Annotated in this window: 15 protein-coding genes; 12 read left to right on the top strand and 3 right to left on the bottom strand. The window is 52.4% G+C overall.

Annotated elements, in window-relative coordinates:
- Positions 1-346 precede the first annotated feature (346 nt).
- From AB4Z33_RS27535 to AB4Z33_RS27495, 9 genes are all read left to right on the top strand, one after another.
- On the top strand, positions 347-1207 hold the full coding sequence (locus AB4Z33_RS27535) for an ABC transporter permease (protein WP_442052971.1): 861 nt from the start codon (positions 347-349) through the stop codon (positions 1205-1207).
- 22 nt (positions 1208-1229) lie between these two features.
- Entirely contained in the window at positions 1230-2135 is a 906-nt protein-coding gene (locus AB4Z33_RS27530) for a carbohydrate ABC transporter permease (protein WP_442052970.1), read from the top strand.
- Between the two features lie 117 nt (positions 2136-2252).
- Entirely contained in the window at positions 2253-3932 is a 1680-nt protein-coding gene (locus AB4Z33_RS27525; protein WP_442052969.1) for an extracellular solute-binding protein, read from the top strand.
- A 96-nt stretch (positions 3933-4028) separates the two neighbouring features.
- Positions 4029-7973, top strand: a complete 3945-nt coding sequence (locus tag AB4Z33_RS27520; RefSeq protein ID WP_442052968.1) for a X2-like carbohydrate binding domain-containing protein — start codon at positions 4029-4031, stop codon at positions 7971-7973.
- A 94-nt stretch (positions 7974-8067) separates the two neighbouring features.
- A complete protein-coding gene (locus AB4Z33_RS27515) occupies positions 8068-10476 on the top strand; it encodes a glycosyl hydrolase family 95 catalytic domain-containing protein (RefSeq protein ID WP_442052967.1) in 2409 nt (802 codons plus the stop codon).
- Positions 10451-11269 (top strand): SDR family NAD(P)-dependent oxidoreductase, encoded by an 819-nt coding sequence (locus tag AB4Z33_RS27510; RefSeq protein WP_442052966.1) that lies wholly within the window; start codon positions 10451-10453, stop codon positions 11267-11269. Before AB4Z33_RS27515 ends, AB4Z33_RS27510 begins: the two co-directional genes overlap by 26 nt.
- Before the next feature lie 21 nt (positions 11270-11290).
- Entirely contained in the window at positions 11291-12388 is a 1098-nt protein-coding gene (locus AB4Z33_RS27505; protein WP_442052965.1) for a mandelate racemase/muconate lactonizing enzyme family protein, read from the top strand.
- Between the two features lie 25 nt (positions 12389-12413).
- Positions 12414-13187 carry an SDR family NAD(P)-dependent oxidoreductase gene (locus tag AB4Z33_RS27500; RefSeq protein WP_442052964.1) on the top strand — a complete coding sequence of 258 codons (774 nt, stop codon included), beginning with the start codon at positions 12414-12416 and terminating at the stop codon, positions 13185-13187.
- 30 nt (positions 13188-13217) lie between these two features.
- Entirely contained in the window at positions 13218-14123 is a 906-nt protein-coding gene (locus AB4Z33_RS27495) for a fumarylacetoacetate hydrolase family protein (protein ID WP_442052963.1), read from the top strand.
- A gap of 15 nt (positions 14124-14138) precedes the next feature.
- On the opposite strand, the gene thpR is transcribed toward AB4Z33_RS27495, so the two are convergent.
- Positions 14139-14708 carry an RNA 2',3'-cyclic phosphodiesterase gene (thpR, locus tag AB4Z33_RS27490; RefSeq protein ID WP_442052962.1) on the bottom strand — a complete coding sequence of 190 codons (570 nt, stop codon included), beginning with the start codon at positions 14706-14708 and terminating at the stop codon, positions 14139-14141.
- Between the two features lie 169 nt (positions 14709-14877).
- On the opposite strand from thpR, the gene AB4Z33_RS27485 reads away from it, so the two are divergent.
- A complete protein-coding gene (locus AB4Z33_RS27485) occupies positions 14878-15558 on the top strand; it encodes an MBL fold metallo-hydrolase (RefSeq protein ID WP_442052961.1) in 681 nt (226 codons plus the stop codon).
- A gap of 24 nt (positions 15559-15582) precedes the next feature.
- Here the strand turns inward: AB4Z33_RS27485 and AB4Z33_RS27480 are convergent, their stop codons facing one another.
- Both AB4Z33_RS27480 and AB4Z33_RS27475 read right to left on the bottom strand, forming a co-directional pair.
- Complete coding sequence (locus tag AB4Z33_RS27480; RefSeq protein WP_442052960.1) at positions 15583-15798, bottom strand: DNA-binding protein; 216 nt, start codon at positions 15796-15798, stop codon at positions 15583-15585.
- A 21-nt stretch (positions 15799-15819) separates the two neighbouring features.
- Positions 15820-16758, bottom strand: coding sequence for a helix-turn-helix domain-containing protein (locus AB4Z33_RS27475; RefSeq protein ID WP_442052959.1), 939 nt, complete (start codon positions 16756-16758; stop codon positions 15820-15822).
- 134 nt (positions 16759-16892) lie between these two features.
- On the opposite strand from AB4Z33_RS27475, the gene AB4Z33_RS27470 reads away from it, so the two are divergent.
- Positions 16893-17615: a ThuA domain-containing protein gene (locus tag AB4Z33_RS27470; RefSeq protein ID WP_442052958.1), complete on the top strand. Its 723-nt coding sequence runs from the start codon at positions 16893-16895 to the stop codon at positions 17613-17615.
- A 100-nt stretch (positions 17616-17715) separates the two neighbouring features.
- A partial coding sequence (locus AB4Z33_RS27465) for a nucleotidyltransferase domain-containing protein (RefSeq protein ID WP_442052957.1) occupies positions 17716-18010 on the top strand: 295 nt, incomplete at its 3' end.

The raw sequence follows: 18010 nt of genomic DNA, 5'->3' as shown, positions 1-18010 counted from the left end.
GCTCTTTTTTAATGACTCGCTTGGCGCTTGAGTACAATAGTGCTGGAGAATGCGATAAGCAGACCATACTTGACGAAAACGTACGCAGAACGGGCATTTGCACCTGCCAAAAAGGGGCAACTGTACCTAAAAATGAGCAACTGTACCTACCGCGACGCCTCTGCTGCCCATTATGATCAGCGGTATAGAAAGCGCTATCATTTCATCGCGGCAAGTGACTTAGGGAGGGATCGTTCTGAAGGATCAATTGGTTTTAAAACGAGGCGATAGCGCCGCTCAGCCTACAAAGAAACGTGGGCTGTTGGAGGAAGCGGGCAGAAGCCTAAGGAAGCATTGGCAGCTTTATATGATTGTTGTTCCGCCTCTGCTGTTTTTCCTTATCTTCAAGTATTATCCGATGCTCAATACGGTGCTCGCCTTCAAAGACTACAACGTCATTAAAGGCATTTGGGGAAGCCCGTGGGTAGGGATGAAAAACTTCAATTTGTTTTTCGACAATCCGATGTTTTGGCCGCTCGTCAAAAACACGCTGCTCATTAGCGGATATTTGCTGCTGGCTGGCTTTCCGATTCCGATCTTGCTCGCACTGATGCTGAACGAGGTTCGAAGTGGTCGGTTCAAGAAGGTCGTGCAAATGGTGTCCTTCGCCCCGTATTTCATCTCGACCGTCGTAATGGTATCCATCATTATGCTGTTCCTATCGCCGAGGCTCGGCTTCGTTAATATCGCGATGAACGCGCTCGGGCTGGATTCGATCAATTTTCTCGGCGAGCCTGGCATGTTCCGCTCCATCTATGTATGGTCGGACATTTGGCAGACGGCAGGTTATACGGCGGTGATCTATTTGGCGGCGCTTGCCGGTATCGACCCGACGCTGTACGAAGCGGCTAAGGTCGACGGAGCGTCGAGGTTCCAGAAAATCGTACATGTGGATCTTCCGGGTATTTTGCCCACCATCATGATCGTCCTTATCCTCAACGTAGGCAGCGTCATGGCGATCGGCTTCGAGAAAATATACCTGCTGCAAAATCCGCTCAATCTCGTGAATTCGGAAATCATCGCAACTTACGTGTACAGCGTTGGCTTGCTGAACGCAAACTATAGCTTCGCGACGGCGGTAGGATTATTCAATTCCGTGATCAATCTCATTCTGCTTACGTCGGTGAACAGCTTAGCCAAGCGGTTCTCGAACACTAGCATCTGGTAAGGAAAGGGGGAGCATAAGCGCCATGGCTGCAATTAGAACCAATCATAAAATCAAGGACTCGGCCGGGGACAAAGTGTTCCTGATCATCATCTATGCCATTCTGAGCCTCGTGCTCGTCGCGGTTCTTTATCCGCTTATCTATATCGTCAGCAGCTCCATTAGCAGTCCTGCGGCGGTCACATCCGGCAAGGTATGGCTCTGGCCGGTCGACATCTCGCTGGAAGGTTTCAAGGTGCTGTTCCAAACGAAGCAGGTGGTGTCCGGTTACGGCAACTCGATCTTCTATACGGGAGCCGGTACGCTGATCAGCGTCGCGTTAACGATCATGATCGCCTATCCGCTGTCGCGCAAAACGTTTTTCGGACGCAACGCGCTCATGATGCTCATTACGTTCACGCTGCTGTTCAGCGGCGGTCTTATTCCGACGTACATGGTCGTCAAGGAAGTGGGCCTCATCGATTCCAGATGGGCGCTGCTCATTCCGAACGCGATCTGGGTATGGCAGGTCATTATCGCAAGATCCTTCTTCCAGTCCTCGATCCCGGACGAATTGTTCGAGGCAAGCGAGATGGACGGCTGCAGCGATCTGCGCTTCCTGAGGAGTATCGTCGTCCCGTTGTCGATGCCGATCATTGCCGTTCTCGTGCTTATGTACGCCGTCGGCCAGTGGAATGCGTATTTCGACGCGTTGATTTACTTGAAGACGGCCGACAAATTCCCGCTGCAGCTTATTTTGCGAAGCATCATTATCCAGAACAACAGCGCCGCGGGTTTGAACGACGCCATGAAGCAGGTCGAGCGGCAGCAGCTTGCAGAGCTTCTCAAGTATTCGCTCATCGTCGTGGCAACGCTGCCCGTGCTGGTCATCTACCCATTCGTTCAGCGCTACTTCGTGCAAGGGATGATGGTTGGTTCGGTGAAGGGCTAACGGCTAGCCTGACATCAATCATTTTAAGGAGGTGGTGCTTATATCGATTTGATCGTCCAGCATCGCGTTTCATCGCGTTAAGACATTCATCCATTTAATAAAAAGGGAGCGATACCATTGAAAAAGAGAATCGCGGGTTTGTTCGCCATCGTTTTGTCGGTATGCTTGGTGCTTGCCGCATGCTCGTCCAGCAATAACAACAATCAACCGGGCAACGCCTCATCGCCGCCTAAGGAATCGGAAAATACAGGAGAGAAGCCAACTGCTCCGGTAGAGATTAGCGTGTTTGCCGTGCAGGACCAAAGCATCGATCTGCCAACGAATAAATTCACACAGCATGTGCAGGACATGTTCAACATGAAATTAAACTTTGAGGTTATTCCGTCCGACGGCGCGAAGGAAAAACGCCAAATCTCGCTCGCGAGCGGCGACTACCCGGATGCTTACATTCTCACAGGCTACGTGGATCAATTCACGCAGACGGACGTGCTGAAGTATGGCAAGCAAGGCGTAATCGTACCTTTGAACGATTTAATCGACGAATATGCGCCGAATATCAAAGCGGCTATGGAATCGAATGCCGATCTGAAGGCGTTTAATACGGCGCCTGACGGCAACATCTACGGTCTCGTGGCTTATTCGCAATGTTTCCACTGTTCGTATCCGAATAAGCTGTGGCTGAACACTTCATGGCTGGAGAAGCTGAACCTGGAAATGCCAACGACGCCTGACCAATTTCGCGAAGTGCTGCGCGCTTTCAAGAACGACGATCCGAACGGAAACGGCGTGAAGGACGAAGTTCCTCTCAGCGGTTCGACTGAAGACTTCGGCGTACGGGTTCTTCCGTTCCTCATGAACGGGTTCGTCTACAATGACGACCGGAACTATTTGAACCTGACGAACAGCAAAGTGGAGTCCGCTGCCATTAAGGAAGAGTGGAAACAAGGGCTCGCCTACGCCAAGTCGTTGTACGACGAAGGACTTATCGACCCGGGAGCGTTCACCCAAAACGCCGAAGCTTTCAAAAAAATCGGCGAAAACGCGGATACGCAAATTCTCGGCGCCGGCGCGGGCATGCATCCAGCCATCTTCGTTAATATCGACAAGGGCAACCAATATTCGGCCGATTACAATCCGCTTCCTCCGCTTACAGGACCGAACGGCGCATCATTCGCGACGCATGACGGCGGCGGCGTAGCGCCTGGCGCGAAATTCGTCATTACGAACAAAGCGAGCAAAGAAGCTCAAATCGCGCTCATTAAGCTCGTCGACTATATGTTCACATGGGAAGGTCAGACGAATGCGGCATCCGGCATGGAAGGCATCGACTGGGAACGTCCGGGTCCTGACGATGTAGCGCTGGGCGAAGGCGTCAAAGCGATGATCAAGCCGATCCCTGCTGCTGAAGGAGAAGCACCGCGCAATGCCGGCTGGAGCGGCATGGGTCACTTCTACATGCCTTCCGAGTACCGCGACAGCTTCGTGCAAGGAACCGATATTTACGATTCCAACGCTTACGAGCGTCGACTCTACCAAGCAACACTGCTCTACCAAGGCCATGAGCCTAAGGAGCTGTTCCCGCTCTGGTCGGTATGGGTTGATCCAGCGGAAGCCGACGAAGCGAGCATTCTCCAGACGAACCTTCGCAAATACGTGGAGCAAAGCGCGTTGCAATTCGTTACCGGCAACAAGGATCTGACCAAAGATTGGGACGCTTATGTCAAAGGATTGAAGGATCTGAAAGTAGACCGTTACTTGGAAATTTTGCAGAAAGCGTACGACGCCTCGAATAAATAACGAAAAGCAAGAATTAGCAGAAAGCCTGGACATTAAACAATCCGGGCTTTCTGCTCTACTTTGACGTTAAAGGGGATGAATGAAGTGGGTAAGTCGATGAGAAAATGGCGCTTGTGTTTCCTTGCTTTCGTTATTTTTGCGGTGCAGCTAACTTATGCGCCTCCCGTATCCAACGTGGTCGAAGCAGCCGACAATGGCCTCGGGCTGAAGCCATACATGGGTTGGAGCAGCTTCAGCATGCAGGTGTATAGCGGGAATAACAGCATTATCTCCGCCGCTCAGATCAAAGCGCAATCCGATGCGATGCATACGCTCCTGCAGCCATACGGCTACGAGTACATCAACATTGACGCTGGCTGGAACGGAAGCATGGACGGATACGGACGCCCGATTCCAAGCACGACGCATTATCCGAACGGCTTTCAGGAAGTGATCGACTATGTTCATGCGAACGATCAGAAGATCGGCATTTACGGCATTCCGGGTTTGTCGCCGCAAGCTTACGAGGACGACCTGCCCATCTACGGCGCACCTGGTTGTTCGATGCAGGATATCGCCGCTCAGCCGTTGGCGCAGGCGGATTACTGGAACCTGGGCTACAAGATCGATTTCTCGAACCCTTGCGCTCAAAGCTACATTAACTCCATTGCGGATCTTTATGCCGAATGGGGCATCGACTTTCTCAAATTCGACAGCGTGACGCCGGGATCGGGCATCTCCGACCTGTCGCTGGACGCGCGCGACGACGTGGCTGCTTGGTCGGCTGCGCTTGCGCCGCACGGCATATGGTTGGAGCTGTCGTGGGCACTGGACATCAACTACATAGACACCTGGAAGCAGTATGCCAACGGCTGGCGCGTTGACTGGGATATCGAATGCTACTGCGGCACGGCAGGGCTTACGAGCTGGAGCAGCATCGCAAGACTGTTCCCGAAAGCAGAGCAATGGTGGCCGCACGGCAAGCCGGGCGGCTGGAACGACTTCGATTCGCTCAACGTGGGCAACGGAGCGATGGACGGCATTTCGCAAGACGAGCGCAAGACGGCCATGACGCTGTGGGCGATGTCCGCCGCGCCGCTTTATATCGGCAACGATATGACGAATCTGGACAGCTACGGCCTTGAGCTGCTTACGAACGAGGAGGTCATCGCGGTCAACCAGAACGGCCGTCCGACTCGTCCGCTATCGACCGAGACCGATCAGCAGGTCTGGTATGCCAATAACGGAGACGGCAGCTTTACGGTCGCGTTATTCAATTTGGACGATGCGGCCGCAACGGTTGAGGTCGACTGGAGCGACATCGGGCTATCGGGTCCGGCATCCGTCCGCGATCTGTGGAGCAAGTCGGAGCTTGGAAGTTTCAACGACGGCTTCAGCTCGGCGAATTTGGCCGCCCATGGCTCCCGTTTGCTCAAAGTGACGCCGCTGGACGGGACGGTTAGCGCGAATGGCGATGATCATGGCTTCTCCTTCGACGGAGATTGGAGCACGAACGGAGGATATGAGGAAACGGGAGGCAAGCAAAATCTGCTCGTATCCGTTACCGATTCCCGCGTTCAGAACAGCCTCATCGAGCCAAGTTCGGCGAAGTTCAACAAGAAGCCTGCTGCTAGGGCCGACATTCCGATTTCATTAACGCTTAACGGCAATACGTTAAGCAGTGTTTCGAACGGGGGCGCGGCTCTATCGAACGGGACCGATTACACGGTGTCCGGCTCGACCTTAACGATCAAGAAGGAATATGCCGCCGGACTTCCCCTAGGGGAGACGAAGCTGACCGTTGGATTCAGCGCTGGGCTGTCGCAGACGCTGTCGATAGAGGTCAGCGATACGACGGAAGGCGTCATCGTGAACTTGAACGACGATGATTCGGCAATTGCCTACACGGGCTCGTGGCATCGCAGCTGGAATCGCGGATTAGGCGATTACGGCGACGACGTCCATTTCACGGAGGCGAACGGCGATTATTTCGAATACGAGTTCACCGGTACGGGCATCGAGTTGATCACGGAGAAGCACGACTCGCAGGGCGAGATCGATATTTACGTGGACGGGGTTTTCCAAGAAACCGTCGACACGTATGATGCGAACCGGCTTGCACAGCAAACCGTCTTTGCCGTTAACGGCTTGACGGACGGCGTTCACTCGTTGAAAGCGGTGAAGAAGTCCGGTATTTTCATGCTGCTCGATAAGCTGAAGGTGATCAAGCCTGATCTGATTTTGCCTTCCGAAGGCAGCTTTAACAAGAAGACCTCGCTGCAAAGAGACGTGATGGTTGAGCTAACGCCCGGCGGTCCGGCTCTCGCAGGCATCGCGAACGGCGGAACGGCGCTCGCATCGGGAACGGACTACACCGTATCGGGCAGCGAGGTGACGATTAAGAAAGAATACCTGGCCGCGGAGCCGGAGGGCACGACAAGGCTTGTCTTCTCCTTCGCCGGAAGCGAAACGGCGATGCTTACGATTACGGTCGCGGATACGACGAGCCAGATTATCTCGCTTAACGATAATGATTCGGCCATTTCGTACAGTGGCGCATGGGGGTATAGCTGGAGCCGCGGGCTTGGCGATTACAACGATGACGTTCATTATACGGAGGCGAACGGCGATTATTTCGAATATGAATTTACCGGTTCCAGTATTGAATACGTCACGGAAAAAGACTCCTCGCAAGGGGAAGTAGACATCTATTTGGATGGCGTATTCCAGGAGACGGTCGATACTTACCATTCGAGCCGACTTGCAAGGCAAGCCGTTTATTCGGCCTCCGATCTGCCGGAAGGCGCGCATACGCTGAAAGCGGTGAAGAAATCGGGCAGTTACATGCTGCTCGACGAATTGAAGGTGACTTCGGCGTCGCAGGTGCTGCAAAGCTCGATCAGCCCTACGACGGTAAGCTTCGACCAGCAAGTATCGGAACAGGACGAACCGACCATCACGCTTAGTCTGAACGGCAATTTGCTTACCGAAGTCGCGAATGGCACGAGCGTGTTGACCGAAGGGACGGATTACGCGGTATCCGGCAATCAATTGACACTCAAGCGGGGCTACTTGGCGGGGCTGGATATCGGCATGGCGAATTTGACGCTTTCCTTTACCGAAGGGTCACCGCAAGATCTGGCCGTCGCGGTACGCGATACGTCTAGAGGCCGGTTCGTCCCGGTGAACGACGCGGACGCAGGCATTGCGTATTCGGGGGCATGGCAGCACAGCAGAAATCGGGCATTCGGCGATTATAAGGACGATGTCCACTTCGCCGAAACGAACGGCGCGTTCTTCGAATATACATTCCACGGCACGGGCATCGAGTTGTTGACCGAAATGGATACGTCGCAAGGAGACGTCGACATTTACGTGGACGGCCAGTTCCAACGGACGGTAAGCGCGTATCGCGGCAGCAGGGTTGCGCAGGAGCCGCTGTACGTCATCGCGGACTTGCCGGACGGCGTCCACACGCTCAAGGCGGTGAAGCAATCCGGTTCGTATATGCTCCTCGATCAATTGCGGGTGCAGAAGGCGTCGAGATTAACGCCGGATAAGGGCATTTTCGATAAAAATCCTCCGGAGAAGGAAGACGTTGTCGTCACGCTGGCAGTCGATGCAAGCAATTTGATCGGCATTTCGAACGGTGCGTACAATTTGAAACCGAATAAGGATTACAAGCTGTCTGGAAATCAATTGACCGTGAAGAAGCAATACTTGGCATCGTTGCCTGCAGGTACGACAGCACTAACGCTTGCCTTCAAATCCGATTACAGGCAGGACGTGCAATACACGGAAACGAACGGCGATTTCTTTGAGTATTCCTTTATCGGTGAAGGCGTGTCGCTGATCGGACCGAAAGGGCCGCAGCAGGGCAATATCGACATCTATGTGGACGGCGCCTTCGTTCAGACGGTCAGCGCTTATCATGCCAGCCGTTTGACGGGCAAGACCATCTTCGACATCAACGGCTTGGCGGACGTACCGCATACGATCAAAGGGATTAAGGCATCCGGAGACGTGATGCTGGTGGATCAGATCAAATATAAGGTTGACTAAGCAACCAATGGAAGATGGGCCGGGTTCTCTCAGGACTTGAAGAGAGCCCGGCCCTTTACTTTATTCCAACTAGGGCAGCATAGGGGAGATTCCGATGACATTGAACAGGAAAGTAATCGCCGATAAACATGCGATCTCGTTCGAGGGGCCGGCGCAGGACTTTTTCGAAGGAGCGCTGCTCGGCAACGGCGGCATGGGGGCGGTCGTAACGACCAGGCCGGATGCGATCGTCATTCACTTCGGACACAATAACGTGTGGGATATTCGGATTGCCGAAGATCACCAGGATGAGATTGGGCGATTCGAGGAGCTGTTCGCCCGAATCAAGGAAATCCCGGCACATTACGCTTCCTTAACCGACGATCCATGGTATCGGGAATATGTCGCAATGGCGGGGGACAATTACGATAAGCCGTATCCGCGGCCGATGCCCTGCGGTTCTCTTCTGCTTGGCTTCGATAGAAGAACGACGGAGGTTCTCGGCCATCGATTGTCTCTTAATACAGGATTATGCGAGGTCGAACTTAAGGTAGAGGAGCATGTCGCTCTGCTGATTCTGTTCGTCGACCAGGAGGAAGACCGGTTATGGGTGTCGCTTAGGAGCAAGGATGGAGGAGCGCCCGAGACGCTTCCGAACGTGTTTAACCGAGTGAAATTGATCCCGGATCCTTATACGCCGATTGAGCTCCCGTTATACGAGGCAATGTCCGACGCCGAACTTAGCGGTTTAACTTTCCGGCAGAAGCTGCCGGCTTCACTCACGGAGAGTCGAGAGAATGCAAGCAAAGCACGGGCGTTTCGGTTGTCGGCTCGCCTCTCTTCCGCCGTCGCCGTTCGGGAGAGCGGCAATCTGCTGGAGCTGGCGGCAGGGAAGGGACATTCGTTCACGCTGTGCGCCGTGCTCGAGGAGGGAGCGGACGAAGATGTCATCCGCAAGCCATCCCAAGCCCTTGCAGCCATCGAAGATCCTGACGAATCCGCATTCGATGCGGCTTTTGCCAGATCCAAGCAGGTATGGGAGCGTTATTGGTCTCGGTCTGGCGTGGAGCTGGAGGATGAGCTGCTGGAGCGGGTCTGGTACAGAAACCTTTATTTCTTCCAATGCTCCGTCAAGCCGGAAGCGGCTTGTCCGGGCTTATTCGCCAATTGGAGCTACGGCAAGATCGGAGCGGAGTGGCATGGCGATTATCATATGAACTACAACACGCAGCAGCCGTTCTGGGTCGCGTTCTCGAGCAATCATGCCGACAAACACTTGGCGTATGCCAATATGGTGGATCATGTGCTGCCGGTCAGCCGCAAGTGGGCGAAGGATTACTATGGGCTGCGAGGCGCATACTTCCCGCATTCCGCCTACCCGGTGGAGATGAGCATGATGCCTTATCCCGTGCCGCATTGGGGCTGGGAGGTATGCGAAACGCCATGGACGGTTCAGAGCTTGTGGTGGCATTATTTGTACACGATGGATAAAGCATTCCTAGCCGATCGGGCTTTCGTGCCGATGAAGGAAGCGGCACGCTTCATGGCGGATTATATGATGCGGCCAGGCAGCAGCGGGGAGGCTTGGGGCGACGATCGGTACCACATTTTCCCGACTGTCGTGCCCGAGCTGTACGAATTGACGCCTGGCTTTAAGCGYAATCGCGACTGTATCGTCGATCTGACGCTAACGAAGTTCCTGTTCCGCGCTTTCGTGGAGGCTTGCTCCGCTCTGGATAGAACGGAGGCAGAAAAGGAGCTGCTTGCGGATATTAGCAACCTGTTGGGGCGGTTTCCTGAGTATCCGACGGCGGAATCGCAGCGGGGTACCGTGTTCGTCTCCGTGGAGGGGGAAGACCCTGAAGTGGTCTATAACGTGCCGAATGGCATAACGACGGTATTCCCCGGCGAGGAGCATGGCCTGCACTCGCCGCCGGACGCATTCCAAACCACGGTGAACTCTTATCGCAACCACCGCAACGAAGGCGGTAATGAGCTGGTGTTTCTTAATCTGGCGGGAGCTCGGCTAGGCCAGCTCGATCTGGAGCGCTTCAAGCGGCAAATCGTTTATTGTACGCTGCCGAACGGCACCTGCACCGATAAGCTGCTGGAATCGGGAGGCAGATATTCCGATACGACGCCGTTCGATTACATGGGGCGCATGGGCATTTGGTTCGAGAATTTTGCATTGCCCGCCGTCATTAACGAGTGTTTGCTGCAAAGCTATAACGGTACGCTCCGCTTGTTTCCGAATTGGCCGGACGATAAAAGAGCCGAGTTCGCTACGCTGCGGGCTGTAGGGGGATTTTTGGTCAGCGCCTTCAAGGAAGCTGGAAAAGTCGCTTGGATCGAGGTGACGAGCGAAGCGGGCTCGCCGCTGCGGATGTATAACTGCTGGGAAGGCACAGTAAGCTGCAAGCGGGCACACGGAGAACTGCTGCTAGAAGGAGAGATATTGGAGCTCGATACGGTCGCAGGCGAGACTTTGCGGTTCAAGTATGGAGAAAGCAATAGGAATCGATAAGGAAGTGGTGCGCTTGCGGTTTTTAAATAAGGTTGTGCTCATCACGGGGGGCGCTTCGGGAATCGGCGAGGTCAGCGGCAGCCTGTTCGCGAGCGAAGGGGCAAACGTCGTCATTGCCGACCGGAACGAGGAAGAAGCTAGCCGTCTCGCTATAGAGTTAACCGTGAAATATCCCGCGACAATCGGGCTCCCTAGGGCGGTCGCAATACGAACCGACGTCTCGCAAGAGGCGGACGTGACCAGCTTGCTTGAGCAAGTAAAGCAACTATACGGCCGATTGGACGTGCTGTACAATAACGCCTCGATCATTATGCCGAAGCGGATCGAGGACATCGAGAGTCAGGATTTCGACCGGTTAATCGCTGTGAATCTGAAGGGTGTTTATTTGATGATTAAGCATTCATTGCCGCTGCTGCGTGCATCGAAGGGAACGATTGTGAACATGGCTTCGCTGAACGGATTGACGGGCCAGCGAAATAATCCGATCTACGCCGCTTCGAAAGGCGGCATCATCGCCATGACGAAGTCGCTTGCGCTCGACCTTGCGGCTGACGGCATCCGGGTCAACGCCATATGTCCGGCGGGCGTCTCAACGCCGTTATTGGAAGCGTGGACTTCGCAGCAGGAAGATCCGGCGGCAACGGTTCAGTTGTTGAACGATATGCATCCGCTAGGCCGGCCGGCTACGTCTGCGGAAGTGGCGCAAGCGGTTATGTTCCTTGCTTCCGAGCAAGCCTCTTTCATTACAGGCGTCGCGCTGCCGGTAGAGGGCGGCGCTTCACTCGGCTATTAATCGATTAAGGGAGCGTATGATATGAAAATAACAAAGGTAGAAACGTTCATCCTGCATGTTCCGATCGATCCGCCGATCACGGACGCGATTAACGCAGCTACGCATTGGGGGCTGCCCGGCGTACGTATTTTCACAGACGAGGGATTTGTCGGTTATGGTTACACAGGGACGTGCGCCCATGGCGATTCTATGATTGTGGATACGATCGACCGTTACTACGCGCCGGAGTTGATCGGCAAAGACCCGTTCATGGTCAAAGAAATATGGGATACGCTTCGATACGGCAAAATGCATTGGATCGGACGCGCCGGCATCACCCATATGGCGCTTGCTGCAGTCGATATCGCGTTGTGGGACATTATGGCGAAAGCGTCCAATAAACCGCTGTGGCAATATCTCGGCGGGCATAAGAGCAAAGGGATCAAAGCGTATAATACGAACGGCGGCTGGCTGAATTGGTCGAAGGACCGCTTGCTGAAGGATGTTACGGATATTGTGGAGCAGGGCTTTACGGGAGTGAAAATCAAGGTAGGCAAGCCTGATCCGCATGAGGATTACGATCGCGTGAAGGCAGTTCGCGGGGCAATTGGCGACCAAGTCAACTTCATGATCGACGTGAACCAGCAGTGGAATATCAATACGGCGATGACATGGGGAAAAAGACTGGAGGAGTTCCATTTGTTTTGGCTGGAGGAGCCGCTTAACCCTGACGACATTGCCGGCCATAAGAAGCTTGCGGATGCTTTGAACGTTCCGATTGCGCTGGGCGAGCATATCTACTCGAAATATGCGTTCCGCGATTATATCCATCAAGGGGCGGTAGAGTATTGCCAGGTGGATGTGACTCGGGTGGCAGGCATAACCGAATGGCTTCAAGTTGCCGGGCTTGCTGCTTCCTATGATGTGCCGATCTGTCCGCATGTAGGCGATATGGGCCAAATTCATCAGCATTTGGTGGCGGCTACGCAAGGAGCGATCATGCTCGAGTATATTCCGTGGATCCGAACGATCTTTGTGGAGCCGGCTACGGTCAAGGACGGCCATTACATTTTGCCGGAAATGCCGGGGGCATCGACGGAAATCATCCCCCGATATTTTGACCAATTCCGGATCAGGTAGACGCAATATGGGAGGGGGAGGAGCGATGAAGCTTCAAAATAAGGTTGCGCTGGTGACGGGAGCAGGCTCTGGAATCGGACAAACGACGGCCGAACGGTTCGCTATGGAGGGCGCTTTCGTTATTGTTAACGATGTTTCCGAGCGCAGCGGATTAGAAACGGTTGAACGCATACGAGAGTCGGGAGGGAAAGCGCTGTTCCTGCTTGCCGACGTGACGGATGCCGCAGCGGTACAGGCGATGGTTGGCGAAGCGATCAAGGCGTGCACGCGCATCGATATATTGTTCAACAACGCGGGCATAAGCGGAGTAGGAGCGATTCATGAAATCGAGCCTGAGGCATGGGATCGCGTGATGAGCGTCAATGTTCGCGGCGTGTTCCTGCCCTCTAAGTATGTGGTTCCCCATATGATGGAGCGGAGAGCAGGTACGATCATTAATATGTCTTCATGCGTTGCAGAGATTGGTTTGGCCCGAAGAGCTTCCTACTCCGCTTCGAAAGGTGCGGTGCTTGCCTTAACAAAGTCGATGCAAGTTGACTATGCAAAGTATAATATAAGAGTTAACGCCTTATTGCCGGGAACGATTATGACACCTTTCGTCGAGGCTTACCTGGAGCGTTCCTATGACGATCCGGAAGCAGCGATTGCGGCGATTCAGAAGCGGCAGCTTAGCGGACAATTAGGCAAGCCCGAAGACGTTGCCAACGCAGCGCTGTTTCTCGCTTCGGAGGAGTCATCGTTCATGATGGGCTCACCACTGTACATTGACGGTGGAATTGTATTTGGCAAAGATGCTTAATACCAGAAAGGGAAGGGGCAAACAACCAAAATGAAGGTCGTGGCGATTAATCAAGAGGGGCAATACAGACTTGGAGTCAAGCGAAGTGATGGTATTATCGATATTATATCCGCGCTCGAGCGCATGCCCGATTCCGAAGTTCCGACGTCAATCATGGACGTTATAGCCGGAGGCGAGAAGGCTGTGGAAAGCCTAAACGGCTACGTGGAGCGTTTGCTCCTATCGCCAGGTCACGGGCGTGACTTGCTGATTCGCGAAGAGGAAGTCCAATTCGGCCCTTGCGTGCCGGCTCCGAACAAAATCATTTGCGTGGGGCTTAATTACAGGCAGCATGCAATTGAAACGAATGCGGCCATTCCGGAATTTCCGATTCTATTCAATAAGTTCAATAATACATTGACGGGTCATCTTCAAGACGTCGTATTGCCGGAACGGGTGACGAGCCAAGTCGATTATGAGGCGGAACTCGTTATCGTCATCGGCCGTACAGCCAAAAACGTCAGCAAGGAGCAAGCGCTTGACCATGTATTCGGCTACTGCTGCGCAAATGATTTGTCAGCTCGCGAGCTGCAGATGAGAACCTCGCAGTGGCTGCTTGGCAAGAGCTGCGACGGTTTCAGCCCGCTTGGACCTTATTTGGTTACGAAGGATGAGATCGCCGATCCGAACGCGTTGGTTATCAAATGTTTCGTGAACGGGGACGAGCGCCAGCATTCGAATACATCGGATATGATTTTCCATTGCGATGAGGTCGTCAGCTATATTTCTCGGCATATGACGCTTATACCTGGCGATATCATATTAACGGGGACACCGGAAGGCGTCGTACTTGGTTATCCGGCTGACAAGCGCGTATACTTGAAGCCCGGCGACATCGTAACGATTGAGATCGAAGGCTTGGGCCAATTAACGAATCGTATGGTAAGCGAGGCATAATGGCGGCAATACCCCCTACCGAGGTTGTAGGGGGTATTTGCCTATGACTTCATACATGGGCGACGTGTTCAGATGAGTGCGCATAAGCACAAAATGGTCAACTAACCATCGTTGCGATGAGTGAAAGCTAGAGAAAGCCGTCACATCCAAGCTGCCCTCGCCGGCAAATGTTCTCGCCAGCGTAATATGCGGCTTGTAGGGATGCTCCTCCGGAACAAATCCGAGCGGACTCGTTTTCTTCACGACCTCACCGTGCAGAGCGGTCAAGTGTACAAGGTCGCCGTCAACGGCTGCCCATAAAACCCTTGGCGCTGCAGAAGGTCCGAACGTACCGACGTCGGTGAGGTGTAATTCAAAGGTGGGATAGTGAATGTCGGCTAACGCGATGTTGAGAGCCTCAAGCTTATCCGCCGGCATCTCCCCGAGAAACTGAAGCGTTATATGGTAATCGTCCGGATGCGCCCATTTGCGAAATGGAAGACTTTCTTTATTTTGCTGAGCCCACAGCTTCAACTGATCCTTTATAGGAACTGGCAAAGGCAGTGCTATAAATAAACGGATATTTTTCGATTGAGGCTTTCTCAATATCAATTCTCCTTCCGATCATAGGTTACGAAAATAGTGTAGCCTAACTTCCCAGAGCACAAACAACCACTTCGAATGAAGTGGTTGTTTGTTTCTTTGCTCTACGAACCTAGCTGGTGGTAAAATAAACTTGTTGTTCATTAAAGGTTAAGAGAGGATGTTGCGCCAGATGACACGACCCAATGAAGGAATAAAAGCGATTCAATTAACGATGGATGCCAATGGTACGCCGTTTGTGGTTTATCCGACTCTGCTATGGGATGATCAGGATGTCATTCTCGTAGATACGGGTCTGCCCGGTCAGTTAGAGCTTATCCGCGAGCTATTGGAGCAGCAGTCTCTTCCGTTCAACAAATTAACTAAAATCATCATTACGCACCAAGATCGCGACCATATCGGCAGCTTGTCTGATCTTGTGCAAGCTTCAGAGGGCGCTGTTCAAGTGCTGGCTCATGAAGCAGCCGTACCTTACTTGGCTGGGGAGATTCCGCTTATTAAAAGCAAAATCATCGTTTCATCGCCCGTGAAAGTGGACGTGATGCTTCAAGACGGCGATATTCTTCCTTATGCCGGCGGCATTCAAGTCATACACACGCCCGGCCATACGCCGGATCATATATCGCTCTACCATATCCCTAGCAAAACCTTAATAGCAGGGGATGCCTTAACGTCCCGAGACGGCGTTCTCCAGTCTTTCGATCTGAAGTTCACGCTCGATCATCAGCTGGCAACGAAGTCCGTAGCTAAGTTTCAAGAACTAGCGATCGATTCGGTCATCACGTATCATGGCGGCGTGTGCATAGACCATATCGCCGATAGGCTGCGGGAAATCGTAGAAGCTGGGCAATAAACGATGTAATCCTAGACTAAACATTCACTTTTGCGCAAAAGACAGTCCTCTTGCTTGGAGAGATTCATTCAGTATTCGAATTCCTTTAGGCCCTACGCCATGCAGCTTGAGGATGTCTGCCTCCGTTACTTTAGTAAACTGCTCAAGCTTAAAATAACCAGCCTGTGTGAGCGCGCGAGTAGCAGGGTTGCTGATCTTAGGTAAATCGATTTCTTGTGCATTTTTGTCTAATGACGTCATCGTATCTCTCCTTATATAGAGCTACTCATGCTGCATCTCTATTACTTTGGAGCCGCTGCGCATGAACAGCTTGAATTCTCTAGGCGAGCAGCCGTTATGCCGCTTGAACAGCTTGTAGAATTGGGCCATGTTGGTGATGCCGACCTCGCAGCTCACATCCATAATATTAAGATCGCTTGTCAGCAGAAGCAACTCGGCTTTCTTGATTCGTTTGTAATTGACGTATTCAACAAAGGAAAGCCCCATCGTTTTTTTGAAATATTTGATGAAATAATGATAGCTCAGATTCAGCAAAGCGCATACTTCCTCAACGCTGATTTTCTCATCGAGATGCGTGTCAATATAGTCAAGAACCGGCCTGAAGCGGACTAAGTCCGTTTCCTCCGTATCCTTTAATACGCCTCGGCTATCGTTTCTTAACATGAGCAGTAAGAGGCGCTTGATGGCAGCGCTTACGGCAATTTCATAACCTCTCGTGCGCCGCTGCGATTCATGGAATATATCCATGATGAAGTTATGCGCTTCCTGTTTGACGGCGTTGTTGCTATTGAAGATGTAGTTCAGATTATCCAGTGGTTCCGTATGCTCCGAGAAGCAGGATAAATACGGCATCGTGCTTTGGTCAAAATGTTTGCCAAGATCGATCTGGAACACGATATAGTGCTGGTCGTCAGCAAAAGGCTTGTGGGTTCGATGAGGCTGTGAGGCTCCGAGCACCAAAACGTCACCTGGTTCAAGGACAACGTAATTGTGTTTGCTTTGGACGCCTAAGCTGCCTTTCAATATCGCAAGAAACTCGACTTCTTTATGATTATGCCACGGTTGATTCTCAATAGGGCCGTATTGGCTTGCATTCGCGCTGATTTCCCATATTTTTAGAAACAGCAGCGGGTTTTGATAGACGACCTCTTCGTTGATCGCTTCGGCATAGGTGTCCATGTACGTTTTGATAGATGACATGTCAGTAACCTCCTGTCTCTTTGAAGTATAACACTTTTGAATACAAAAGAGGCATGATTAAGCATTCCCATGATGGGCCGCGTTTTCTATACTTGGAGTAACAATAAMATTAACAAGAAGGAGAGTTCTTCTACATGGTTAAAGTAACGGTATGGAATGAAAATCGTCATGAGAAACAAAATCCGCTAGTCGGCGAAATATATCCCGAGGGCATACATGGCACAATCGCATCCTTTTTGAAGGAAGCTGGATATGAAGCTGGGACAGCTACTTTGGATGAGCCAGAGCACGGTTTAACGGATGGGGTATTGAACAATACGGACGTACTCATATGGTGGGGACATCTTGCGCATGATCAAGTACAGGACGAGATCGTACAGAAGGTCCGCCAGCGCGTACTGGACGGGATGGGGCTGATCGTCCTTCACTCGGGCCATTTCTCCAAAATCTTCAAAGTGCTGATGGGGACGAGCTGCGATCTGAAATGGCGCGAAGCCGATGAGAAGGAGCGCCTGTGGGTCGTGGCGCCAAGCCATCCGATCGCGGAAGGCATCGGTGAATATATCGAGCTCGAGAAGGAAGAAATGTACGGCGAGCACTTCGATATTCCTGCACCGGACGAGCTGATCTTCACTAGCTGGTTCGAAGGCGGCGAAATTTTCCGCAGCGGATGCACGTTCACCCGCGGCAACGGCAAAGTATTTTACTTCAGACCGGGCCACGAAACCTATCCGACTTATTACAACAAAGACGTTCAACGCGTCATTACGAACGCCGTGAAATGGGCTAAGCCTGTAGAGCGTCAGCGTCCTGTATATGGCAATGCGAAGCCGCTTGAGACCATTTCGCCTAAATAAAAACAAGGAGACGCCGGAACGTAGATACGTTCCTGGCGTCTTTTTTATGTATAATTCTTGTAGGTACAGTACGGTTTCACTATCCTGAAAGGAGCTAGTTATGCTGCCTAAAGTAGTTGAATCAATCATGAGTAAGTTATGTAATGGTTTCGGTGAAGACCATTCGATCATTGAATCCGTTTATCTATACGGTTCGGTTGCATTAGGGGACTTTATTGAAGGCTCCAGCGATATCGATTTCATTGCCATTTTACGCGAACCTCCAAAAGTGTCCGATATCGAATCCATCTCCGCAGCTCATAAAGCGGTTGAAATCGAATTTCCGCAGACCGACATTATGGGGGCATACCTGCTTGCGAGCGATCTAGGAAAACCACACGCTGATAGTGCTCCTT

Origin of the sequence: Paenibacillus sp. 2TAB19, assembly GCF_052115185.1 — a bacterium.
Classification (GTDB): domain Bacteria; phylum Bacillota; class Bacilli; order Paenibacillales; family Paenibacillaceae; genus Pristimantibacillus.
The sequence above is the reverse complement of the archived record's forward strand: the minus strand, read 5'-3'. Positions and strand labels throughout refer to the sequence as shown.